The organism is Evansella clarkii, assembly GCF_002019695.1.
Lineage (GTDB): Bacteria > Bacillota > Bacilli > Bacillales > Salisediminibacteriaceae > Evansella > Evansella clarkii.
In genome coordinates this window covers 685,836-709,370 of sequence record NZ_KV917376.1, presented here as the reverse complement: position 1 = coordinate 709,370, position 23,535 = coordinate 685,836, and the positions used below count along the sequence as shown (strand labels likewise).

The window sequence follows — 23,535 nt, the reverse complement described above, 5'->3', positions numbered from 1 at the left end:
GGCAGGGAGCTTTAAATGAAATTGGAGACGCGATAGATCAAGGAATTGGGCAACAGTTTAAGCTGGATGACCTCTATTCTCCCTGTAGTTATCATTGTCTTATAATCGAGAAATTCCTATTAGATTGTTTGACTCTACGAATAGTGAACCCTATATTAAAAGAGTGGTTGGTGTGCCGATAAATTATCAATAAAAAATAATTCTTCTGTTTTTTAAATGAATGAGAGGTAGGGAGAAAATGATTATCACAGTTTTAAACTTTCTTCAAGCGCTCGCATTTTTAGGTCTATTTGGATCTTCAGTTTATCTATATAAAATTCTTAATAACAAGAAGAAAAGCGCTTCAAATAAGTTATCGCAAACAGAAAATCTAATTTTAATTATAGTTAAAATATCTTTAGTGGTCTGGCCATTTACTTTTATACTAATTCAACTAGATAGAATGTTTAGTTAAGTTCGCACCTTCTTTTTTCTGACTTTTGCTCTTTCTCAACTCGTACGTGATAAGACCTACAATCAGGCAGACACTACTTACAGATACTCCAGAAAGGGTGGCGTAGAGTAACACATGATGTTACCCACGCATTAGGCTGTTGAGAAGACTTACTCAACAGCCTGAGCGCTATATAAACTTATCGGGGGACCCTCACTTTAAACGAATCAAACTCCACCGGTTTTATTAAATGCCCTTTAGAATCCAGCTCTGTTTCCTTGCCGTTTTCGTCAATTTCCACTCCTCCACCGCCGGACGGAATGACTAAATAAGGAGTGATAGTGAGCTCTCTTACACTGGAATCAAGGGGATCAAACTGCTTGCTGCTCCTGAACTCTGGTGACTTGGGATATATTATTAATCTTCTGATGCGTAACTTTCGATGATGGAGTTAAATCTGTTATAAGCTGAGTAACCAAAAATATTTTCAGATAATATATTGTTGAAGTGATAATGATTAAGCTCGGAATTAAACCTATATGGATTTTCAGGTACGGTTAATTGGGCATGGGTTTCTTCCATTATCTCCAGAAGTTCACGCAGAAATTTTTCTTCCGGAGGAGTCAGTTGATGTTCTTCGTGAAACGGCCTTATACCATAGTCACTATGCCCATTGGTGAGTAAGTGGGAAATCCTTGAAAAATTAGATAAACCTCCCGAAAAGTCTTTAATATAAGTAGAAGCATCCACAAGTACCTCAAGGGTATCAAGATCTGATTTTAAGTTCATGAGACGATTAACGAACACTTCATCAACTGCATCATCATTAACGAGTGTCTGAGTATGAAGAATCGTTTGATGTAATTGCTGGACAAATATGTTACTAAAAATATCAAATTGTCTTTTTTCATCCTGGTGTGTCTTCAAATATTGGTAATTAAAAACTAAGCTGATAATCAATAAAAAACTTATAAGTATTATTACATTTTCCTTTTTCACGGCTTAACTCCTTTCTTCAGTAGTATTCTCCTAAAGAGAGATCCACTCATTAGTGTTTACACACAAAAAAACAGCTAAGTTTTATACTAGTAAAAAACTTAGCTGCCAAATAATTTTATTCCGTAACCTTAGACTATCGTAAAAGGAAAAAAATTGAAAACTTGATTTGCTGATAAATATGATTGTAAATGTCCATAAAATGGGATTTAAATTAATTAAGCAGGATTTTCTTATTCCCAGTAAGATATTCTTCTTTTTGGTGTGCAGGTTAATAACTGAACAGAACAGAATTAATATCCGCGATTTCTAACAATCAATCTATTTGAGGCACCCTCACTTTAAAAGAATCAAACTCCACCGGTTTTATTAAATGACCTTTAAATTCCAGTTCTGTTTCCTTGCCGTTTTCGTCAATTTCCACTCCTCCTCCGCCGGACGGAATGACTAAATAAGGAGTGATGGTGAGCTCTCTTACACTGGAATCAAGGGGATCAAACTGCTTGCTGCTCCTGAACTCTATTTTGTCCTTCACTCTTTCCCCGGATGCTCCCCCGGAGCGGCCGGTTATTTCATTTCCGTTCTGGTCCACTACGTGGAATTCAATGTTTCCTCCCCGGCTCAGGTCAAAATCTGTTTCTTCTTCAACACTCTCATAGGCGATACTTACACCTGTTTCGCTGATGGACATCTCTGGTACCGTAATGGTCAGCCCATCAACTGTCTGAGTGTGCTGGACAGAAATTTTATGAATATCGGTGATTTGTTCCACCGGAGTGGAGAAATACCATGTTTCTCCTTTTTGCCCCTGAAGCATCAATCCAAGCTCGAATTCTTCAGGCATCTCCTCGGTAACATTGATTTCCTGTATGGCAGTCCGGGTTGTTTCCGACAGATTCTCTTCGCCGTAACTGCCAGTGGAGCCAGAAGGGTTTTTCCCATTAATCGTAAAATCCATTCCTGCGCCAAAATAAAAGTCTTCGAGCTCCTTATCAGATTCAATGACAAGGCCAATTGTGATATTATTCTGGTCATATAAAATCTCATCAAGAGTAACGGATATTCCGTCAACTGTCTGTGTTTCGCCAATTTCACTCGTTAACCCGCTTTTTTGCGCCTGCTGCAAACTGATCAGATCAGAATTCCCGAACACAGAACCAATAATCGGAATTTGGGACAGACTGCTTGCCAAAGCTGGAGAAAAATAAGAGGAGCCAACCAATAATCCAAAAACAGCTGCCGCACTGCACAAACCATAGGTAATCTTTCTTTTCCAATTAGCTACTCTGTAACGGGGCGGTTCAGCCTGCTCTTTAGCCTGAACGATTCCCGAACGAATGGCTGAACGAACGTCGTCTTGCGGAAATTCCTCGAAAGAATCATGTGACTTTTTCATTTAACTGATAACTCCTTTCTAACTCACTTTTCAATTTTTTCCTCGCTCTGCGTAAATTCGTCTTCACTGTGCTTACCGGCTTATCCGTCACCTCGGCAATGTCTTTAACAGTCAGGTCGTGATAGTAAAATAAGATGAGGCAAATTTGATAAGTTGAATTCAGCCTTGATAAAGCCTCGCTCAAATGGAAGGAGTCTGTCTCTTCGTCCTGCTTCCGGTCTAATCGCTTCAGCAATTCACTTTCCTCGTAAGGCATCATCTGGTCCCGTTCTTTTAACAGCCTGTAGCACTCCCGGATTAAGATCCGGAACAGCCAGGTGGAAAAATACTCGGGATTTCGTAATTTCCCTATCGCAAGAAAGGCATTGCATGCCGTTTCCTGGATCGCATCCAGTGCATCTTCTTTTTTGCCAACATAAGAGAGAGCCTTGTAATACAGCATTTTCTCCTCTTTAAAAAGCAACTCTTCAAAAGCTTCCGCGTCTCCGTTAATCGCCCTTTTCACAGTTTGTATATCATGTTTCATCGCGCCCTCACTCCCTCCTCTCACTAATTAGAGTGATCCGGATATGTAAAAGGTTTCTCTTTTCCTAAATTATTTTTTTGTTCGGTTATTTATAGAATAGCAGACAGGTTTTGACTTGGGGAAAAACAAGATTTTCATTAAAATCATGAAGGTAAATGGAAGATTTTATAGAATACTCAATTGGGGATTTAAACAGAAGCTGGAATAAATGCAGGACTGAGAAAAATTGTGTTAGTTACTTTCTTAAACCTGAAATGAATACATCCATCATGGAACCATTACTCAAAGGAGTCTTTCACAGTATTTATTATTCCCGGCTGGCGAAAGCCTGGCAAAGGGATAATATAGTAATTTACTAAAATACTGAAAGGAAAGGTGAGGTAACATGAGCAAAAACGTTTTAATCGTAACAGGGGACGCTGTTGAAGCACTTGAAGTATTCTATCCGTACTATCGCTGCATCGAGGAAGGCATCGACTGTACAATTGCATCTCCAACAAAAAAGAAGCTGCAGACAGTGGTGCATGATTTCTTAGAAATGGAGACATTCACTGAAAAGCAGGCATACTTAATTGAGTCTCACACCTCCGTGGACGATATTGATCCTGCCGATTTCGACGCCTTGATTATCCCAGGCGGACGAGCGCCGGAATACATCCGCATGAACGAAAAAGTGCAGGAGATAGCAGCCCATTTCTTAAAAGAAGACAAGCCAATGGGAGTTATCTGTCACGGCCAGCTTGTACTCACTACAGTCCGCGAACACATACAAGGCCGGGAAATGACCGCCTACCACGCCTGCCGCCCAGAAGTAGAAGCAGCCGGCGCAACCTACATTGACGAATTGCTCCATGTAGACGGAAACATCGTATCCGGCCACGCATGGCCAGACCTCCCAGGATTCATGAGAGAATTCTTTAAGCTGTTAAAAGTGGAGAAGGCCGCGGGGGTTAAATAGAGTAGTAGTTTGATTTTATAAAGAGTGTTTGGGGTGCTTGTCGCTCGTTCAATTAGACGAGGGCAGGCACTTTTTGATTTCTATATTGAATATTAGGAAAGCAAAGGGAGTGATCTTATGAGTCTTATATTTGATAGAGAAGAACTCAGAAAGCTGTATTCCAAAGACAAGGATCGCAGAATGCTTTATATTGAGAAGCTGGTGGAAAAGGAAAAAGCTTTTTATGCTGCCAACACAGAACTGCCAAAGGACTTATCAAAGGTACGAGAAGCAGTGCAGATCCATAAAGATGAAAACATCCTCACTCTCCTTACATTTGCTGCGCTAAATAAGGGTGGAAACCAAGTATGGGACAACATGCTATATAAGGCGTTTGGAAGTGATTGGGGTACTTCAAAAAAGGAATATGAAGTGATGCTCGAGCAAGCTGTCTCACCTTCCAAAGAAATAAAAGAATCACTTATAAAACCTGCTAGTGAGCACCCGGTAAAATACGCGCGAGATATTAGTGAACTGGATAAAGCAATCGAAGGACCGACTACATTCGATGCTGTACTAGAGGCAGATAAGAGAGAAGTCTTCTTTGAATGCAAATTCACCTCAGATATATCGAGCGACACCACCCACTGCACGAGCCGTAACCAAATAGCCCGCTGTATAGATGTCGGCTTAGCCAAAAAGAAAGATAAAGTTGAAGACTTTTATTTTGTACTTGTAACCCCGGCCCGCTACAAAAAATACCCAGGAGAACGGTTCTATTATTTTAAAATGGAGCAGTATATGAAGGAGCCGGAAGCTTTGGCGCTGGATATTCCCCGGTTTAATAATTGGGTAAAAGAACCAGAAAAGCAGGAGTTTCTAGAAAAGTTAGCTGAAAGGATTGCCTGGGTTACGTGGGAAGAGTGTTTAGAAGAAGTATTGGCATGTATAGAAATAAGTAAAGGAGAAAAGGAAGAATTAAAGAAGTTTTATAAAGATAGGTTGTTATTTTAAGTATGATAAACGCTTTAAAGAGGGAGAAATGAATGAGCTAATGGTTATTTTTTTCTAATGTTTAGCAAAACGATTCTCAAAAAGCTATCGCATATGCACAAGGCTTAAATGTGAATTTAATTAATGGAGTTGAATTGGTTGATCTCTGGATTAAGAGTTTAGATGTTCAGAATGACGAAATTAAAAAATTGAGTCCAGAGACACTTTAAAATCAATAATAAAAAAACAGAGGATGAAGGAAGCTGTTAAGGGTTTCTTCTTTTTTTCTTTTTCCATGTATTTTTGTCGAAATATTCAGTTATAGTTGGTAAAATATTGGTATAAGACCTATATTTGAGGTGATCGGATGTTTAACAGGAAGAAAAAAGTAGGCTATTTATTGGCTCTTTTTCTCGGTGCTTTAGGAGCCCATGCATTTTATTATGGTAAATACTTGAGAGGGGCTATTTATGCTGGGGTGTCAATCTTTATTAATCCATTGATTCCATTAATGGTGATAATTGGTTGGATTGATATGATTTTCATTCGAAAATGGCATGAGCAATTGACAGGTGACAATGTTCCTGTACCAAGAGTGGAGACGTCTAAAACCACGAAAGAAGTAGATTTGCCAAAGCAACCTACTGTTAACGAAAACAGCCAATCTGAAAAACCTAATCAGGAGGAAAAGAAAAAGAAAAGTATCTTCTCTTTTTACAATGAAGAAGACCTTATCCTAGATAAGTATGCTCATTTAGAAACGCCCAAACACATTTTAGACGATGTTAAAAAGGCAATTAATAATAAAGAGGAGACATACAGTTCAGGGGGTATACGTTATAGTGTCTCGGTAAGTCATTCAGGGCAAGAATTTATAAAAGACTCCTATAAATACAAAGGGCGGACACAGAATAGCGCCAGGGAAATCCCATTTCAAACTTACTGGACGACCTTCAAAGACTTAAATGATAAACAGTTGAAATGGTATTTTTACTGGAGACAACAAGTTCTGAATAAAAATTATATTGATGTGGATATGAGTTATATAATCCTTTTTGTTTATGAATTAATAAATTATTCCTTTAACAAAAAGGCAGCTTTTAATGTAAGTATGATGGACACCTTGTATAAAAAATATGTAGACCGCCACACGAAGCTTAAAAATTATCTTCCAGCCTGGACAGCTGACATGTTATACGAATTAAATGAACCAGAGCTTGCAAAAGAATGGGGTTCTCCGAATGAGCGGGTGCCTAAACTTTATGATGTATTAGAGGAAGGAATAGCGTTAAATAAAGTTACCATGAATACTTGGAAAGAGTATTTCAGCAATCAGAGGGAAACAGCATATTTCTCAGAGAACAGAACAAAAGTTTATAACGTTTTTAAAGAGAGTATGGGTTTTCTGGAAGAAATTTATCAAGATAACAATCAAAACTTACTTGACCGCTGGTTTGAGATCAGGGAAGAAAGAAATGTCCGGTATGTTTTCAGAAGTGCAGTTATAGGCCGGGAAGTAGAAGCGGTACATGAATATATTACAAAGATTCAGCCAACAGAAGTACTTGTCCAGGAAGTTAATGCGATGATACGGCTTTCAGAAAATATCTCCAGGAAGATGAATAACGTAAACAGAGGAATAAAAGTAAATGAAGAGGTTCTGCCAATAGGCATTAAAGAGAAGATGGAAGCACGTTTTCTAAATAACATAGGTACAAGTCAATCAACGAAAACCTCCAGGAAGATCACAAACGAACGTTTTAAAGATGTAAGTCCTCGAGAAACTACTGAAGAGAAAGTTGAAGGCAGTAAAATCCCAATGCCGCCTCAGGAAGATAGAGATAAATCTCCATATCTTACTTTTGACGAGAGTAAAATCGAGAACCTTAAAAGAGAAACAAATGAGCTGGTTGAAGTATTTGAGGAAGGTACTGATAAAGAAGTGGCAACTGACACAAAGCCTGAAAAGCCATCTACAGATGAAAATATAGCGGACCTAAAAAGTAATTCAAAATTAGAAATTCACTATGAAGATTCTGAGAATGAGGAAGAGGTTAGAGACTTTGTTAATCAATTGACTAACCAGGAAGCTGCCTTCCTCTTATTATTTACCCAGAATTCTGGTAGATCAATTGAACAGGAAAAGGCCCAGAAATTCGCCAAAGAACAGAGTTTAATGCTCGGAGTATTCCTGACAGAATTGAACGAAAAGGCTATGGAATACCTGGAGGAAAATATTGTTGATACCGAAGGGGACAATGTTGTGTTTGATGAGGAATTTCAGTCACTGCTTAATTTGTTGGAGGAGCGTGTAATTTATGAAAATTAAAAAGCGAGATTCAGCAGCAATTATAGATGCGCTTTCCGGCGGGGTGGTTCCTCGCCGGGGAATCCAGCACATAATGGTAGGGCGCGCAAATGAATCCAGACAAATATTGAAAGATCTTGAAAATGTAACAGAAGGAGCATCCATTGTTAAATTCTTTATTGGAGCCTTCGGCAGTGGAAAAAGTTTTATTCAAGGTTTAATAAAACAGAAAGCAATTCAAAGTAATTTTGTAGTTACTAAGGCAGATTTTTCTCCAGAAAAAAGGCTGTATGGTGATGGGAAGGCAGTAACCCTTTATACAGAGTTGGTTAATAACTTATCAACTAATACAGCTCCAGAAGGAGGGGCATTGTCAGCAATTATCGAAAAATGGATTACACAAGTACAAACAAAAGTGATAGAAGTAAAGAAGTATGAAACCGTTGACTTTTCAAATGAAGAGTTTATTAAAGATGTGGAAAAAGAAATAACTGAAGAAGTCACTAAAATGGATGAGCTTTCTGGAGGGTATGACTTTGCCCGCATTCTGAGTGTATATTACCGGGGTTTTGCTGAAGAAGATACGGATATTCAGCGTAAAGCATTACGTTGGTTGAGAGGAGAATATGGAACAAGAACGGAGGCAAAAGCAGATCTGCAAGTACGAGATATTATTGATGATAGTAATTATTACAATTACCTTAAAGTTTTATCTCAGTTTGTCAAACAAGTTGGTTACGCGGGACTGGTTGTAAATTTTGATGAAGCAATTAACCTGTATAAAATTACTCATCCCCAGGCTAGGGAGAAAAACTACGAAACGATTCTTACAATGTTCAATGACTGTCTTCAGGGGAGTTTTGAAGGTTTATATATCACTTTTGGAGGGACTCCAGAGTTTCTTGAAGATGAGAGAAGAGGTTTATACAGCTATGGTGCTTTGCGTCGAAGACTTGAAGTTAACAGATATGAGACAGAAGAGTTTCGGGACTTATCACAGCCAGTTATAAAACTCTCTCCGTTAAGACAAGAAGAGCTTTTTGTTCTATTGCAAAGGTTAAGGGAAATACATGCTGTTCATTATAAATACGAAAGTAGTATAACGGATGAAGAGTTAAAAAACTTTATCATTAAAGAATTTTCGGTTCCAGGCGCAGAACAGCATACGACTGTCGGACATGTAGTAAAACGTTTTATAGACAGCTTGAATATTTTATATCAGAATCCAGCATTTAATAAAAATGAGATTTTTGGCAGAGAGGATACAAATGAACAGGAAGAAGCATATCCTAACGTAATGAGCAGATTTTCGAGTACTTGAGGGAGGAACCGCTGATGAGTACATTTTGCCTATTATCTCCTTATATTCAAAAAAAGATTTGGGAAATGAGATGGGACAGTTTCACCCCAGTGCAGGACGAAACTATTCCATTAGTTATTGAAACAGAAAAGGATATAATTATTTCTTCCGGCACTGCTTCTGGTAAAACAGAAGCTGCTTTTCTGCCCATTCTGTCTCTGATTGAGTCCGAAGGGAGAGAAAAACTGAAGGTTATCTATATTTCTCCTCTAAAAGCATTAATTAACAATCAGTTTGACCGAATAATACAGTTATGTGAGAGTAACGATATTCCTATACATAGATGGCATGGAGACGTCTCTCAATCTAAAAAAAGCAAGTTTGTAAAACAACCTGCAGGCATCTTACAGATTACACCTGAGTCTATTGAGAGTTTGTTTATAAACAGAACAGAACAACTGAAACATATTTTTAAAAACGTGGATTTTATCGTAATAGATGAAATTCATTCCTTTATTGATAGTGAAAGAGGTGTACATCTTCGTTCTCTCCTCTCACGTTTAGGGGGATACACATCAAAAAGACCAAGAATAATAGGTTTGTCAGCAACAATAGATAACTTCGGAAAAGTGAAAGAGTGGGTCAATTTTAATAACCCTGAAGAAGTCGTTATTGTTCAGTCAAGAGGGTATGACAAAAAGCTTCACTATTCCCTAATGTATTTCGAAACCGGAGAAGACAGGAAGAAGCCCATCGAATTATTTAGAGATATAAGAGAGCTTACCAGAGCGCATAAAGCGATTATATTTTGTAATAGCCGTGGGGAAGTAGAGGAATTAACGTATTATCTCAACCGTCTGTCAGAGCGCGAAAAGATGGGTGAATGTTATTTTGCACACCATTCATCTATCGATAAAGCAGAAAGAGAATATGTTGAAAAAAGCATGGCAGAGTCTAACACACCAAAAAGCGTAATAGCAACCAGTTCCTTGGAGCTTGGTATAGATATTGGTGATGTTGATATTGTTATACAGGTCGATAGTACTTTTACGGTTTCCTCCTTAAAGCAGCGGTTAGGTCGTTCAGGGAGAAAAAAAGGGGCCAATCAAATGCTGCAGCTTTATGCAACTAATGAGGACAGCCTGCTCCAGTCATTGGCAGTAATGGAACTGAACCTTGAAGGATGGATAGAGCCTGCGAAAGGATATGGCAAGCCTTATGATATAGCCTTTCAGCAAATAATTTCTCTATGTACAGAAGCAAACGGTTTAACTATTGACCAGCTTGTTGACACAGTAGCTGGTATGGGGATATTTTACTCCTTAAAAGAGGAGTGGATGCGAGGCCTTGTGCTTGATATGATCGACAATGATATCCTTGAGGAGATATACGGGACTGGAGAAATCATCGTGGGTCTTGAAGGAGAGAAAATCCTGCGTAGTAAAGACTTTTATGCCGTGTTCATGTCTCAGGAAGAATACACTGTATTGAATGGTCCAAAAAAAATAGGAACACTAGACAAAAGCGATATGATTAACGTTGGTGATAATATCATTCTCGCAGGAAAACTATGGACCATTCAGGAAGTAGATGCAAAACGGAACAAAATTTATGTATCAATAGCTGTTAATGGTAATCCCCCACGCTATACGAGTGGTAATATAAAAATCCACCATCGTATAGGCGAGAAGATGATGGAGATTCTGTGTTCTAATACCTCTCACCACTATATGGGTGAGACCGGAATAGAGGCAGTAGATGACATGAGAAGGAAATATCATTTTGAAGGCTTAAATGCTGGTGACAGGCCAATTTGGATATCAAATCAAAAGATAGTTTTCGAAACCTTTACCGGAACAGTAATAGCAAAAACAATTTACTGGATGTTGGAGGCTACGGGTTTAAATGTGACTGGGATAGACGGGATTGGAAGAATTGAAATAGCTCCAACTCCAAGATTTGAAGACTTGTTTCAGCATCTGTACTCAAGAAATTGGATGATAGAAGATATATTGAAAGTAACCAATGATTTTCAATGGTTTGAATCTAAATATACACCCTATCTTCCAGGCCCACTCGTAAAAGAGATGCACATGGCGCACGAAATTGATCTGGAAGGGGCATCAGGATTTTTGAAAGATAAAAATATAAGATTTATTTATCTTTAAGAAATTATGATAAAAGTACTAGGCCTAATATCAATCACCTGATCGAATCGGTAAGAAGAAATTTCGTAGAAACCTTGGAGTAGAAACCGCATAGATTTCATCCATCATGTTACATAGCTTAGTACGATCTATTAAGGTAACTTTATTTGCGTTTGCTAATGCTTTAGCTTGCTTTGTGAAATAATTATTAGTAATAACTAAAGCCTCATCTGCCTTATAGAAACTAACCGCAGCAACCACTTGTTGTACAGCTGAAAGTCCAATAGAAGAACTGTAACACTTTGCTTGTACTACAGTCTTTTTTCCTCTTTTTTTAAGGATAAGGTCAGCACCATAATCACCTGAATCTTTAGTTACAGTCGCTTTATAACCCTTTTCTTCAAATAAAGTTTTCAGGAAATGTTCGAATTGTCTTCCGCTCATCTTATCGACCTTATCAATTGAAAATTGAACCTCTAGGGGGCGCATGGCATAAGGGCTGCCTTCTTTAGTATTTTTTAGCTGGCGGTAGGTTGAATATATAGCAACGATGAGTAAGGATATAAATACAGATAAAAATATCCATGGGTTTTCCATTTTTTCAACACCTCAATTTTTAGTGTTCCCATATGGTGTCAGGTTAATAATCAAATAAATCCAGAATATCCTATCTTTATGGTTTTTATATGATAAAATAATACAAAAATATACCATTTTATCAAATTTATATAAAGTATTTAAGGGAAACGTGGTGAACAATATGATCGTCTACGAAGCAACGAAATCGGAATTTCTTAAAGACGTGTTTGCGGACAAGCTGGTCCAGCACATTCAGGATAATTATGAAACAAAGGTCGGCCGGATTAATGAGAGTGAAGTCCGTTCCTGGGACAACTCGATGCAGTATATGTACCGAGTTTTGATGGATCAGGAAATTCCTGAGGACGCTGGAGTAGCGATAGAGTTCAAAATCCCGTATACGTCCAAGCGGGTGGATATGCTTATTTCAGGCTATGAAAAAGACCAGCGGGGATCTGTAGTAATTGTTGAGTTGAAGCAATGGGACAAGGTGGAAAAGATTGTTGGGAAAGAAGCTATTGTTAAAACTCAATTCAGGCACGGTCTTGCTGAAACTACACATCCTTCTTATCAGGCCTGGTCTTATGCAGCTCTTATCGAGGACTATAATGAAAATGCTCAAAAAGAGGATCTTCAGCTTTATCCATGTGCGTATTTACATAATTACATCCATCAAAAAGAAAATGACCCTCTGACAGATCCAATATATGAGTTTTATGTGGAGAAGGCACCCGTGTTTTTAAAAGGGGATGCCCAGAAACTCCGTGATTTTATTAAGCGGTATATCCATACTGGAGACCAGAAGAAAAATCTTTATGAGATAGAAAAAGGAAGAATCGGTCCTTCCAAGTCGCTGCAGGATGCTCTCAGCAAAATGCTGAAAGGTAACCGGGAATTTGTCATGATTGATGATCAAAAAGTTGTCTATGAGACGGCGTTGCAGCTGGCAAACCAAGCGTTGAGAACAAAGACGAAGGAAGTTTTAGTGATCGAAGGTGGACCTGGAAGTCTGTCCTGGCAATTAATCTGCTGGTTGAGATGACTAAGCGCGGACTCGTAAGCCAGTATGTCACTAAGAACGCTGCACCAAGGAACATTTATGCCGCAAAATTAAAGCAGGATTTCCGTAAAGGCCATATCGATAATCTGTTTAAAGGATCCGGCTCGTATATTGATGCTCCACGTGATGAGTTCGATTGCCTCATTGTGGATGAAGCCCATCGTTTGAATGAAAAATCAGGTATGTTTTCACACCTGGGGGAGAACCAGACAAAGGAAATCATGGCCGCTTCCAAGCTGGCGATTTATTTTATAGACGAACGGCAAAGAGTGACACTTAAGGATGCCGGAAGCATAGATGAGATTAAACGTTTTGCCGAGTTAGAAGGGGCTAACGTGACAACAATGAAGCTGGAATCACAGTTCAGATGCAATGGGTCAGACGGTTACCTGGCTTGGGTCGATGATGTACTGCAGATTCGTGAAACAGCGAACACACACCATATGGGAGCAACCTATGACTTCAGAGTATATTCAGACCCTAATGAATTAAGAGAAGTAATCACCAAGCTTAATGAGAAAAACAATAAAGCCAGGCTTGTAGCAGGTTATTGCTGGAACTGGGCAAAGGAAGGGAAAGCAGATCCATATCATTATGATATCGTGCTTGAAGACACGGGCTTTGCAATGAGCTGGAACTTGGACAACACTGCTACGTGGGCGATTGACCCAGAGTCCGTGAACGAGATTGGCTGTATCCATACCTCCCAAGGACTGGAGTTCGATTATGTCGGGGTCATTATCGGAGATGACCTGGTTTACAGGGACGGACAAGTTATCACCGATCCATCCAAACGAGCTAAAACAGATAACTCACTTCGCGGGTTGAAGAAGATGCAAAAAGAAGACCTGGAAAAAGCAGCAAAGCTGGCTGACGAAATAATCCGGAACACTTACCGCACATTAATGACCCGAGGACAAAAGGGCTGTTTTATTTACTGTACTGATAAAGAGCTGGAAAAGTACTTTAGAGAACGCCTGGAGAAAGTGAAGTATGAGTATGAAGAGAATGAGTTTTTTAGGCCTTTATCCGAAGTGGCAGAGGACAAAGGAGAGTATTAAGATAAGCTACCTGACTATTTATCGAGTATGCCGGGGGGGGGGAGCAATTATTTAAACTGGTATTAAATGCATAATCTTAGTAATGAAATTCCATATACTGTATATTGGTGAAAGGTGAATTGCCTCCCTTTTTTCTGAATCGGAAAATATACCGTCATTATCTTGATTCTTGTTTTTTATTATCATTGTCCTCTGTTTTTCTCTATTAAATATTCAACGCAAATTTCGACGGAATTAAAGAGAGAACGATAGTATTTAATTTCCTAAAATCATTACAGCCAATAAAATGTATCACCATCGATACAGCTATTACCACTAAATGACAAAATATTCACCACTGTGTGATAGACTGTTTACAAATTCCATAAAAAACTCTAATATTTTTTAGCTACAATATAATACCAAATATATACAAATAGTATATAATTAGAAATATATGTAACAAAACATAATTATTTGGAGGGGGGTTCTTGAATGGGTAAATATTATGCAGTTCGTAAAGGTAAAAAAGTAGGTATTTTCAATTCCTGGTATGAATGTGAGTTACAAGTTCGGGGTTACAGTGGCGCTGAGTATAAGTCATTCACTAATATAGAGAGCGCTAAAGCATACATAGATAATAAAGATGAAATATACAAAAAAAATACGGAAAATAGTTTGATTGTATTTGTGGATGGAAGTTTTTCTAAGGATAAAAATATTGCTGGTTACGGGTGTGCTTTTATTTGGAATGAAAAATTAATACATACTATCTCACAGAGAATTGATATAAAAGATGAAAACCTTTGGAATGTTTCTGCAGAGATTTCCGGAGCACTAGCAGCTGTTGAGTGGGCTATAGAAAATGGTTATGAAAGATTGAACATTTATTATGATTATGAAGGTATCCAAAAGTGGGTAGATGGTAGTTGGGAAGCCAAGAAGGGAAGTACTAAATCATACAAAGAAAAGATGAACGAATATAGTAAAGTAATCGACATATTCTTTACAAAAGTTAAGGCGCATTCGGGAGATTATTATAATGAATTAGTTGATGAATTAGCTAAGAAAGCTATAAATCAACCTGAGAAAAGGGTAAATATTCAGTTTGATATGGAACATAATGTTGATTTGACTATGTTTCGTATGATAGTAGGAGAAACAGATCATATACCTATTCAATTAAAGGTTGGTAGTTTCGTCTTCAATGATAATGTACTTAATAAGATTGCTAAATACTTTTGGAAAGATGAAGGCAATAAAATTAAAGAACTAGATAGTATAGAAATTGATTTTGATATAAGGAAGTTAATCTGTTTAATAAGTTATATAACAATTGAAAAACAGAATTTTCATGCAAGGGTCACATTTATGGAGGAATAAAATGAGTAAAACAAAGAGTACTTATGGTAGATTGAATATTTTAAGAGATAAAATTAATGAAGCAGTTAGTTATTTTATTCTAGGAAGAGAAGAAGAGTGTGATTTCAAAGAAATCAGACATATAAGTGGGATTAGATATCGTATAGATTATGTAATTAATGGAGAAGATAATAAAATTGATTTTCATTATAATAATGATGGTACTACAACTATCGATCCCAATCCCGGAAAAAGGGATGAATTTAAAATTGAATTGGCCGACTTTTTAAAAGAGTCACCAATATGCACCCACTCGAATATATCTAAATTTGAGAAGCCTTACTTTGTGTTTAAAGATATTAGTTTTGATGATATAACAACTGTTATAGAGCTAGTATTAGAAGGAAAAGGAATAAAACTTAATCACAAGGATGAAAATGCAAGATGGACAAAATGGTTTTTGGATGGAGATTTCAACGAAACAGTCGTTGTATCATACTTTCATAAATCCCAAAAACTAATGGTTCAAGGAAAACCGCTGAAATTATTTGCTGAAGTATATACATTGGTAATGGCCTTACTTGAAGTAGAAGAAATGCCAAAAGTTATGGAACAAAATTTTAGTGTTGGAGAAAAAATTACTAAAGATGAAATTAAAGAGTCGCTTGAAAACTTTTTGCCAAATTCACATGGTAAACTTGATGAAAAGATGAAAAAAGTCCTTTATCAGTCCATTTATAACTTAAGACTCCAAGCAGATATGTTTGATTACACGTTTTTAACATTCCCTTCATTAAGGGTTCTAGAAGGACATTTGAGGTATAGAATGAAAGAAAAGAACATTCCTCTAGAAGAAGGGAAATTTAGTATGTTTTGTAAATCCCATAATGGGAAATATGTTCTCCAAAGCGCTTATCAGGCATACTTCACAGATCAACAACGCGAAAGCGTGCAAGATAGCTACAATTTTTTAAATAAAAATCGGAACTCACTCTTCCATTGGAATAACTTAGAAGGTCCGTTGAATATAGACCGCACTAAAGTTATTGACAACATATCTGATGCCAGAGGTATAATCCTGAATGTTTTTGATATAATAGATAACTACTATAAGGAATAATAAATTCTAGATTCTTTTTTTATAAAATGTTATATTGAAGTTTAGAATTCATAAATGAATGGAGGAGAGTGAATAATGGATAGTTATAAAATTTTTCGTCTAGATGATCAAAGCAAATATGAATGTTTATTTATAACTACTTCTTATCAGGATCCTTTTGAAGATATTCATTTAATTGAATCTACATTAAAAGAATCTAAAATAAAGGGCTATGCTCTTTTTGACTTATTATCTCAAATTGGAGATAATTCTGAACGCTTTATGGAAGCATATTTTAACGGTGAAGTCTTTGAAATAAATTCCTTTCAATTCTTGGAAGTACCTAAAAATAGTATTTACAGAACGTTAACAATTGATTTTTTTCAAAAGAATTCATTTATTCTTGATGAAACAATTTTAACAAGTATCCAAAAAAAAATGATTGCAAATGGGATTACTATTTAAATGAATTAAAAATTACCTATACAAAGAGTTTTGGGTTTTACACAAATTTCACACATTGTCTTGATACTCCCTTATTAAATAAGGGAGTGTCAAATTCTCGACCCCGACAGCCGGGGTCTTTTTTTATTTCCCCAATTACCACCCCCTCCTTTTTACCCTTAAACATGTACATGTCTTATGAAAGGCTAAAAAATGTTAAAGGGGTTGTTTATGTGATGGAAACGAGGAAAATGCTGCGGTCGGTGATTAAGGAAGAGTTCATTATGCTGACGGGGGATTACCGTCTGGCGCTGGTGTTGAACCAGATGCTGTACTGGTCCCAGTTTACGAAGGATTTTGATTATTTTATTGAAGAGGAGCGTAAGCGCCGGAACGATTCGGACCTGGAGCCGTGTAATGGCTGGATTTTTAAGACGGCAGAGGAGCTTTCCGAGGAAACGATGCTGAATGTAGCTGTGAAGACAATGCGCCACTACCTGAAAACACTTGTTGCCAGCGGCTGGCTTTCCGAACGGAGAAATCCTCACCACAGCTGGGACCATACGAGGCAGTACCGGGTGAACCTTGGAAAGCTGCAGAAGGATCTCCTGGAAATCGGCTGCTTCCTTGACGGGTATAGAGTCGATCTGAACTTCCTGAGAGAAGAACTTCAGATCGAACCGCCGGTACATTATGACGATCACTTGATTATTCTTGAAGAATTCGATTTCGATGAGGCTGAAAGCCTCGACATTCCGTTTGCACATGAAGACGAAATTGTAAAAACCACAACCCCTGAGGAAAACTCCACAAGTAAAAACGAAACTACGAATGTGCAGAATGCCACTACAATACCAGAGACTACAACAGAAATAACAAAAGAACATATAGCTGAGATCGTCGATTACCTGAACGAACAAACAGGGAAAAACTTTCAGGCGAAAACGCAAAAAACACAGAGCCTTATACAGGCAAGATGGAAAGAAGGACATCAAGTCGAAGACTTTAGAAAAGTCATCGATACGAAAACAGCCGACTGGCTGGAAGATCCGGAAATGAATAAGTTTCTCCGCCCGGAAACTTTATTTGGGACTAAATTCGAATCGTATTTAAACGAGCGTGGCAGTGAAAACAGAGACACTGAGTTTGAGCGTTATCTCACAGGGCTGGCCTGAACGATGGATAAGCAGGAAACAGCAAAGTTGCTCGAGCAGATCAACTCCTTTTTTCCCGGAAGGGTTGTTCTCAGCGGTTCAACGGTGGAGGCGTGGCAGCGGGTGCTGGCCTCTCAGAAATACTCTACTGTGATGAGGCGGCTGGACAAATATGTTGTCCACTCTAAATTTCCGCCTACGGTGCATGACCTGGCAGAGCGGGCCCGCCCGGAGTTCCGGCGGGATGCGCTTTCTGAAATTGAAGAGTGGGAGCTGATGGCCAGTGGTGTTCCAGGGGAATTTTGAAGCGGAGAAGCTGATGCTTGGGTGTATTCTTCTCGATAACTCTCTTGTGAAGCAGGTGGGGGTGCAGCCGGAGCAGATGTCGATTATGCATCAGGGATTGTTGCGGGCAATGCTTGAGATCGGCAGCCGCGGGGAGGTGATCAACCGGGCGACATTGCATGAAAAGCTTGGCACGTCCCATATGGCGCAGCTGGATTTGAGCGAGATGATGGAAGGGGTGCCGTCGGTAAAAGGGTACAAGCTGTATGAAAAGCTGGTCATGAAGGCGTGGAAGCGTGGGGAGGTAAGGCGGCTTGCGGAAGAGATGCTGATGGCGCCGGATGAGGTGGATATCAGCACGGGGGAGGACCGGGTGGATGTCTTCTTGAGGGAGGCCCAGCAGTTTGGTGGGCTGGAGGCTGCGGCTGAAGAGTTTGATTTACGGGGGACACTTGATGCCATGTATGAGCAGGCAGTGAAGGGGGAGAGGCCGTTGGGGCTCCTCACCGGGTACCGGGATTATGACCGGCTCACGAACGGGCATGGGAAAGGGCAGTTTATTATTGTCGCGGCAAGGCCGTCGGTTGGGAAGACGGCGTTTGCTTTGAATGTCGCGGCAGGTCATTTGCACATGGGAGCCGGGTCGGACGGGAGTGGTTTAGTGGAAGGAGGTTCTGCCGGGATGGCAGGGAGTAAGGGGGCATACGGCCACCTTTACTCTCTGGAAATGAGCAGTGAACAGTTTTTGCAGCGGATGATTTCAGCACGGGGGAGGATCAATTCCCAGAAGCTGAGGGATCCGGTGAAGCTGTTTGATAAGGGGGACTGGGAGAGATATACGGGGGCTGTGGAGGCGATCGGGAAGGAGAAGCTATATATTTGCGACCGGTCGTCGGTGAAGGTCTCGGAGATTTACGCGAACACGAAGCGGTTGATAGACAGGTATCCGGAGCTGGATCACTTTGTGGTGATTGATTATTTGCAGCTTCTGCGGCCGATTACGAAGCGGTCGAACAGGCAGGAGGAGGTGGCGGAGATTTCCCGGGCTTTGAAGGTGATGGCCCGGGATCTGAATGTGCCGGTCATTGCGCTGTCCCAGCTTTCCCGGGGTGTGGAGTCGCGCCTTGATAAGCGGCCGGGGCTGTCGGATCTCCGGGAGTCGGGAAGCCTGGAGCAGGATGCAGATATAGTGGCGTAAACCAACCCGCATTCTTCCGCAGGTTGGTTTCTTCTTCCTGTAATTTTACGATCGCGTCCTGTTACTATAAGCACACGACTTAAACAATCCATCCATGTTTACAATTGACAGGAAACGTATTATTATTTTTCTTTAAAAGATAAACCCGCTTCTTCTAATGAGGTTCTCAGTGTTGGTAAGGAGGCAGGTCCAATACCATGGATTTTTAGAATTTCTTTTTCGGTGTACTTTGAGAGTTTTGGCAAAGTATCAATCCCTTCGTGAACTAAGGCATTTCTTGCAGGTGAACTCAGTTTCGACAGGAAGCCGCTTTCAGGTTTCATTTCTTTATCACAAGTAGGGCAGCTCGGACATTCAGTGCTTTTGTAATACTTATGTCCTTTTTCACAAACTCTTAAAGTTTTTTCTGCTTTCATTTTCATAATAATCTCTCCTCATTAATTTTTACACTTAGTTATTCAGTGGAAGAAATTTTGTGTGATCCGAACTTGTAAAACATTCCTTAACATTGTCTGTATATATCTTTATTCTAATTTAACATAAATAATCCACTATCCTCTTGTTTGTCTGAGGATCGGTTGGGGTTAAGATTTTTCAAAGTATAGGAACTTGTATACTTTATCTCCAGCTTCTGGTAGGGTTTAGTTGTTTTTGTTCTTTAAGCTTTTTAGTCCTATTTTAAAACCTGGCTTTGGCTTATTTCCGGTTCTCTTTAGAACTTTTTATCTAAGTCATTTTTCAAACTTTATGATTCTATCAAATATAACCACTTTTTTCTAAGGGAGCTGTTGTTTTAGCAACATATTACTGCTATTATTGTCCGTGTTTTCACTTCGCTTAACTAGTTTAGTTAATAGTTAGGTAACAATATTGGATAAAAAGGCAGTGAGATGATGAAACGATTTAAAATGATTGGTATTGCAGGGTTTCTATCGGTCGCAGTCCTGACAGCATGCGCAGAAGAGGATACGGCAACTGAAACTGAAAATGATCCTGCAGAAGAAACAACAGAAGAGGAAAATGTGGAAGAAGGAGACGAAGCTGCTGAGATTACAGAGGAGGAAGTTCTGGAATTTCAGCAAAGCTGGGGAGAAGGCATTGTTCATATCGGTGAAGTATACAGCGAGGATGGCGACTATGAAGCCGCTGCTTCCGAACATATCGAACGTTTCTATGGTTATGACATAGGCGAGGTTCTTTTCAAACCAACTTTAGCCAGAGAGGATCGTTTCCGCGGTACCTTTGAAGGGGCTTTGTCTTATTTCGTAGGAGGAAATGAAGAGTATCCCGAGGATAATGGTTTTGCTATTGCGCCCTGGACAGATGTACAGTGGGAAAATGAAGGGGTTATCATTGAAGGAAATAAGGCTGTAAGTATGGGCGTCTATTATTTTACACCAGCTGATGGAGGAGAACCTGTGGAAGTGGAATACAGTTTCGCATTTACAAGAAGTGATGATGGCGACCTGAAAATTGTCCTTCACGGCTCACATTATCCGTACAGTAATTAAATAGCAGCCAAAAAAGAGATCCTTTGATTTTAAAGGGTCTCTTATTTTATTAAAGCAGGTGATGTAATAACATCTGAGTAGTTTTATAGGAGGAATATAAAAAGCAAACGTAAAATAAGTGAAGTTTTTCCGGCTATTTTACACTTCTATTCACATAAGGGGAAATAAATATTTCCTTCTTGTGATTTCAATATGGTTTGCCATGTGAATTCCAATGTGAAAAGGAAGGTTTTGGATATTTATGTTAAAGTAAATGAAAGAATATAAAGGTTATGTGAAGCAATGTACTTAAAGAAACGAGGAGTTGAATAAGATTTGCATTCAAATATGATAAGGAGAACTTTATTATGGTAAAGTTGAGGTTTTTTGAACGTTCAGACTTTAAACAACTAATAAATTGGATTGAAACTCCAAATTTTTTACTCCAATGGGGAGGTCCAAATTTTAGTTTTCCGTTAACTGAACAACAGCTGGAGGATTATCTTAAAGGTGCGAATACTGATAATTCTCGTGTTATGATTTACAGTGTAATAGATAATGAAACAGGGGATGTAATAGGACATATATCATTAGGAAATATTGATAGAAAAAACATGTCAGCAAGAGTAGGAAAGGTGTTAGTTGGAGATGAAAATGTAAGAGGTAAAGGAATAGGTGAGAGATTGATGAAAGAAATCCTCAAAATTGTATTTGATGAACTTAAATTACATAGAGTTAGTCTCGGTGTTTTTGATTTTAACGCTCCAGCAATTTCATGTTATGAAAACGCAGGATTTATAAAAGAAGGGTTACATAGAGACTCAAGAAAGATTGGTGATGAATACTGGAGTCTATGGGAAATGAGCATTAGAAAATGAGTGGAAGGAAATAAATGAGGGTTAGGTTTCTTTTGATAACTGAGAGCGATAACAAAGGGAGCTGTTGTTACCCTTTGTGTCACTAACGGGGAAAATTTTGCAATAAGGAATTTTCAACAGTTTTAAATTAATGAACAGGTTAGTTGAATAAAAAATAGGAATTTATTTGTTTTTCATATGGTACGATTAGTCTGATTAACTGTTAATAGAGGGGGTCTCATATGGATAAATATAAAGTGATTTTATTTGATTTAGACGGCACACTTTCAGACCCAAAAGCAGGAATAACTAAATCCGTTCAATATGCGTTACATAAAATGGGCATTTATGAGCCTGATATTGATAAACTAGAATGTTTTATTGGACCACCATTACAAGTGTCATTTGCTGAATATTACAATTTTGATGAGGCGAATTCACAAAAAGCAATAGATTTATATAGGGAGAGGTTTAAGGAAAAAGGAATGTTTGAAAATGAGTTATATTCAAATATTGCCTTGTTATTAAAATTGTTAAAAGAACAAGGATTTATTTTAGTTGTTGCAACTTCAAAGCCTACTGTTTTCGCTGAGCAAATACTGAAGTACTTCAATATTGACCAGTATTTTGAACTTATTGCAGGGAGCAATCTTGATGGAACAAGAGCTTCAAAAACTGAAATCATTCAATACATACTAGATAAATATACTGAATATAAACTTGGGGATTTTATTATGATTGGAGATAGAGAGCACGATATTATCGGCTCAATTAATACTGGAATTGACTCTATTGGGGTTACTTATGGGTATGGTTCATTTGAAGAATTAAGACGTTCTAATCCTACTTTTATTGTCGATAATGTTGACCAGTTAAAAGATATACTGATGGGTAGCAAAGTGAAATAAATAGTATTTCCTTACTTAACTAACGCGGTAGCGAAATTGTGAGTTGCAAAAGTGCATCTTTATTTGCAATGACTACGACTGCCATTTTTGTAATTATGTTGTTGTACAAAGTGTGTGGAGAGAATTAGTGCAAGTATAAAAACAAACGGATGCAATACTTCAAGTAGCTGCCAGGGCTGTTGTAGTGCTATCGGGGAGTTTTATCGAATAAAACTTACTTCTGAAATAAAGCCAAAAGTGGATATTAAACGGGGGTAGAGAAATGAATAAAGAACTTTTGAAGATAATGGAAATAGTTAAACTAGGCGAAAAGTTGAAGTTTGAAATGCGACACAGTTGGCTTTCTAATGGCAGACAAGAAAGTGTGGCTGAGCATACTTGGAGAGTGTCCTTAATGGCAATGTTAATAGAGCCATACTTAAAGCAGAAAGTAGATACCTCCAGATTATTGAAAATGATTATTATCCATGACTTAGTTGAAGCTGAAGCAGGAGATATCCCTGCATTTGATACTATGGATAATCATACAGCTAAAGAACAAAAAGCATTAAATGAAATTAAATCAATTGAAAGAATAAGAGATACATTAGGAAATTTTTTAGGAGAAGAGGTCTATAATCTTTGGTTTGAATTTGAAAATAAAGAATCGTATGAATCAAAGGTTGCTAATGCTCTTGATAAATTAGAAGCACAGATACAACATAATGAGGCTGATATATCCACTTGGATAGATATCGAACATAAAATGAGCTTTATGATGGACAGACATGTGGGATTTGACCAGACTCTCCAAATCTTAAAGGACATAATTGAGGAAGAAGCAGCAGTTAAATTGAGTGCAGCTGGAATAGATACAGAAAATATAAAAAATAAAGTTTTATCGAATTAGCAATAGAAACTATCAATGCTCTTCTTTCACTAAAGGAGAGCGTAAGCACAAGATGCTGTCGCTGATCTTGTTCAACAAACGGGGAGCATACTTCAAGAAGGTATAATAAAATAGAAGCGAGCAGTAGTTAGCAA

At 38.4% G+C, this 23,535-nt stretch carries 20 protein-coding genes and 1 pseudogene; 16 read left to right on the top strand and 5 right to left on the bottom strand.

Annotation, left to right across the window (positions count from 1 at the left end; genetic code table 11):
* Positions 1 to 850: 850 nt before the first annotated feature.
* The 3 genes from BK582_RS03220 to BK582_RS03210 form a co-directional block, all read right to left on the bottom strand.
* Positions 851 to 1,432: a hypothetical protein gene (locus tag BK582_RS03220; protein WP_078592949.1), complete on the bottom strand. Its 582-nt coding sequence runs from the start codon at positions 1,430 to 1,432 to the stop codon at positions 851 to 853.
* A gap of 313 nt (positions 1,433 to 1,745) precedes the next feature.
* Entirely contained in the window at positions 1,746 to 2,825 is a 1,080-nt protein-coding gene (locus BK582_RS03215) for a DUF4179 domain-containing protein (RefSeq protein ID WP_078592948.1), read from the bottom strand.
* Positions 2,809 to 3,351, bottom strand: coding sequence for a sigma-70 family RNA polymerase sigma factor (locus tag BK582_RS03210; protein ID WP_078592947.1), 543 nt, complete (start codon positions 3,349 to 3,351; stop codon positions 2,809 to 2,811). Before BK582_RS03210 ends, BK582_RS03215 begins: the two co-directional genes overlap by 17 nt.
* Before the next feature lie 385 nt (positions 3,352 to 3,736).
* Here BK582_RS03210 and BK582_RS03200 point away from each other — a divergent pair, with 385 nt between their 5' ends.
* The 5 genes from BK582_RS03200 (at position 3,737) to BK582_RS03180 (ending at position 11,057) form a co-directional block, all read left to right on the top strand.
* Positions 3,737 to 4,309 carry a DJ-1/PfpI family protein gene (locus BK582_RS03200; protein WP_078592945.1) on the top strand — a complete coding sequence of 191 codons (573 nt, stop codon included), beginning with the start codon at positions 3,737 to 3,739 and terminating at the stop codon, positions 4,307 to 4,309.
* Between the two features lie 117 nt (positions 4,310 to 4,426).
* Positions 4,427 to 5,302: a hypothetical protein gene (locus BK582_RS03195; protein WP_078592944.1), complete on the top strand. Its 876-nt coding sequence runs from the start codon at positions 4,427 to 4,429 to the stop codon at positions 5,300 to 5,302.
* 346 nt (positions 5,303 to 5,648) lie between these two features.
* Positions 5,649 to 7,610, top strand: coding sequence for a TerB N-terminal domain-containing protein (locus tag BK582_RS03190; protein ID WP_078592943.1), 1,962 nt, complete (start codon positions 5,649 to 5,651; stop codon positions 7,608 to 7,610).
* Positions 7,600 to 8,910 (top strand): ATP-binding protein, encoded by a 1,311-nt coding sequence (locus BK582_RS03185; RefSeq protein ID WP_078592942.1) that lies wholly within the window; start codon positions 7,600 to 7,602, stop codon positions 8,908 to 8,910. The genes BK582_RS03190 and BK582_RS03185 overlap by 11 nt, the downstream gene beginning before the upstream one ends.
* A 14-nt stretch (positions 8,911 to 8,924) precedes the next feature.
* A complete protein-coding gene (locus tag BK582_RS03180; protein ID WP_078592941.1) occupies positions 8,925 to 11,057 on the top strand; it encodes a DEAD/DEAH box helicase in 2,133 nt (710 codons plus the stop codon).
* Positions 11,058 to 11,087: 30 nt separating this feature from the next.
* Here the strand turns inward: BK582_RS03180 and BK582_RS03175 are convergent, their stop codons facing one another.
* Entirely contained in the window at positions 11,088 to 11,633 is a 546-nt protein-coding gene (locus tag BK582_RS03175) for a restriction endonuclease (protein WP_078592940.1), read from the bottom strand.
* Between the two features lie 163 nt (positions 11,634 to 11,796).
* Between BK582_RS03175 and BK582_RS03170 the strand changes: the two are divergent.
* The 7 genes and pseudogenes from BK582_RS03170 (at position 11,797) to BK582_RS03140 (ending at position 19,257) form a co-directional block, all read left to right on the top strand.
* Positions 11,797 to 13,736: pseudogene (locus BK582_RS03170) on the top strand (DNA/RNA helicase domain-containing protein).
* 474 nt (positions 13,737 to 14,210) lie between these two features.
* Entirely contained in the window at positions 14,211 to 15,098 is an 888-nt protein-coding gene (locus BK582_RS03165; RefSeq protein WP_078592939.1) for a ribonuclease H1 domain-containing protein, read from the top strand.
* A gap of 1 nt (position 15,099) precedes the next feature.
* Complete coding sequence (locus BK582_RS03160; RefSeq protein WP_169910810.1) at positions 15,100 to 16,197, top strand: type II toxin-antitoxin system RnlA family toxin; 1,098 nt, start codon at positions 15,100 to 15,102, stop codon at positions 16,195 to 16,197.
* A 75-nt stretch (positions 16,198 to 16,272) separates the two neighbouring features.
* Positions 16,273 to 16,641: a type II toxin-antitoxin system RnlB family antitoxin gene (locus BK582_RS03155; protein WP_078592937.1), complete on the top strand. Its 369-nt coding sequence runs from the start codon at positions 16,273 to 16,275 to the stop codon at positions 16,639 to 16,641.
* Between the two features lie 215 nt (positions 16,642 to 16,856).
* Entirely contained in the window at positions 16,857 to 17,795 is a 939-nt protein-coding gene (locus tag BK582_RS03150; RefSeq protein WP_244895330.1) for a conserved phage C-terminal domain-containing protein, read from the top strand.
* Positions 17,796 to 17,798: 3 nt separating this feature from the next.
* Positions 17,799 to 18,080 carry a replicative helicase loader/inhibitor gene (locus BK582_RS03145; protein ID WP_078592936.1) on the top strand — a complete coding sequence of 94 codons (282 nt, stop codon included), beginning with the start codon at positions 17,799 to 17,801 and terminating at the stop codon, positions 18,078 to 18,080.
* Positions 18,058 to 19,257, top strand: coding sequence for a replicative DNA helicase (locus BK582_RS03140; RefSeq protein WP_078592935.1), 1,200 nt, complete (start codon positions 18,058 to 18,060; stop codon positions 19,255 to 19,257). Before BK582_RS03145 ends, BK582_RS03140 begins: the two co-directional genes overlap by 23 nt.
* A gap of 122 nt (positions 19,258 to 19,379) precedes the next feature.
* Here the strand turns inward: BK582_RS03140 and BK582_RS03135 are convergent, their stop codons facing one another.
* Positions 19,380 to 19,673 carry an RNA polymerase alpha subunit C-terminal domain-containing protein gene (locus BK582_RS03135; RefSeq protein WP_078597768.1) on the bottom strand — a complete coding sequence of 98 codons (294 nt, stop codon included), beginning with the start codon at positions 19,671 to 19,673 and terminating at the stop codon, positions 19,380 to 19,382.
* Positions 19,674 to 20,147: 474 nt separating this feature from the next.
* Between BK582_RS03135 and BK582_RS03130 the strand changes: the two genes are divergently transcribed.
* The 4 genes from BK582_RS03130 (at position 20,148) to BK582_RS03115 (ending at position 23,401) form a co-directional block, all read left to right on the top strand.
* Positions 20,148 to 20,768: a hypothetical protein gene (locus tag BK582_RS03130; protein WP_218190701.1), complete on the top strand. Its 621-nt coding sequence runs from the start codon at positions 20,148 to 20,150 to the stop codon at positions 20,766 to 20,768.
* 347 nt (positions 20,769 to 21,115) lie between these two features.
* On the top strand, positions 21,116 to 21,625 hold the full coding sequence (locus BK582_RS03125) for a GNAT family N-acetyltransferase (RefSeq protein ID WP_139368205.1): 510 nt from the start codon (positions 21,116 to 21,118) through the stop codon (positions 21,623 to 21,625).
* 221 nt (positions 21,626 to 21,846) lie between these two features.
* Positions 21,847 to 22,512, top strand: a complete 666-nt coding sequence (locus tag BK582_RS03120) for an HAD family hydrolase (RefSeq protein ID WP_078592934.1) — start codon at positions 21,847 to 21,849, stop codon at positions 22,510 to 22,512.
* Positions 22,513 to 22,774: 262 nt separating this feature from the next.
* Positions 22,775 to 23,401, top strand: a complete 627-nt coding sequence (locus tag BK582_RS03115; protein WP_078592933.1) for an HD domain-containing protein — start codon at positions 22,775 to 22,777, stop codon at positions 23,399 to 23,401.
* Positions 23,402 to 23,535 lie beyond the last annotated feature (134 nt).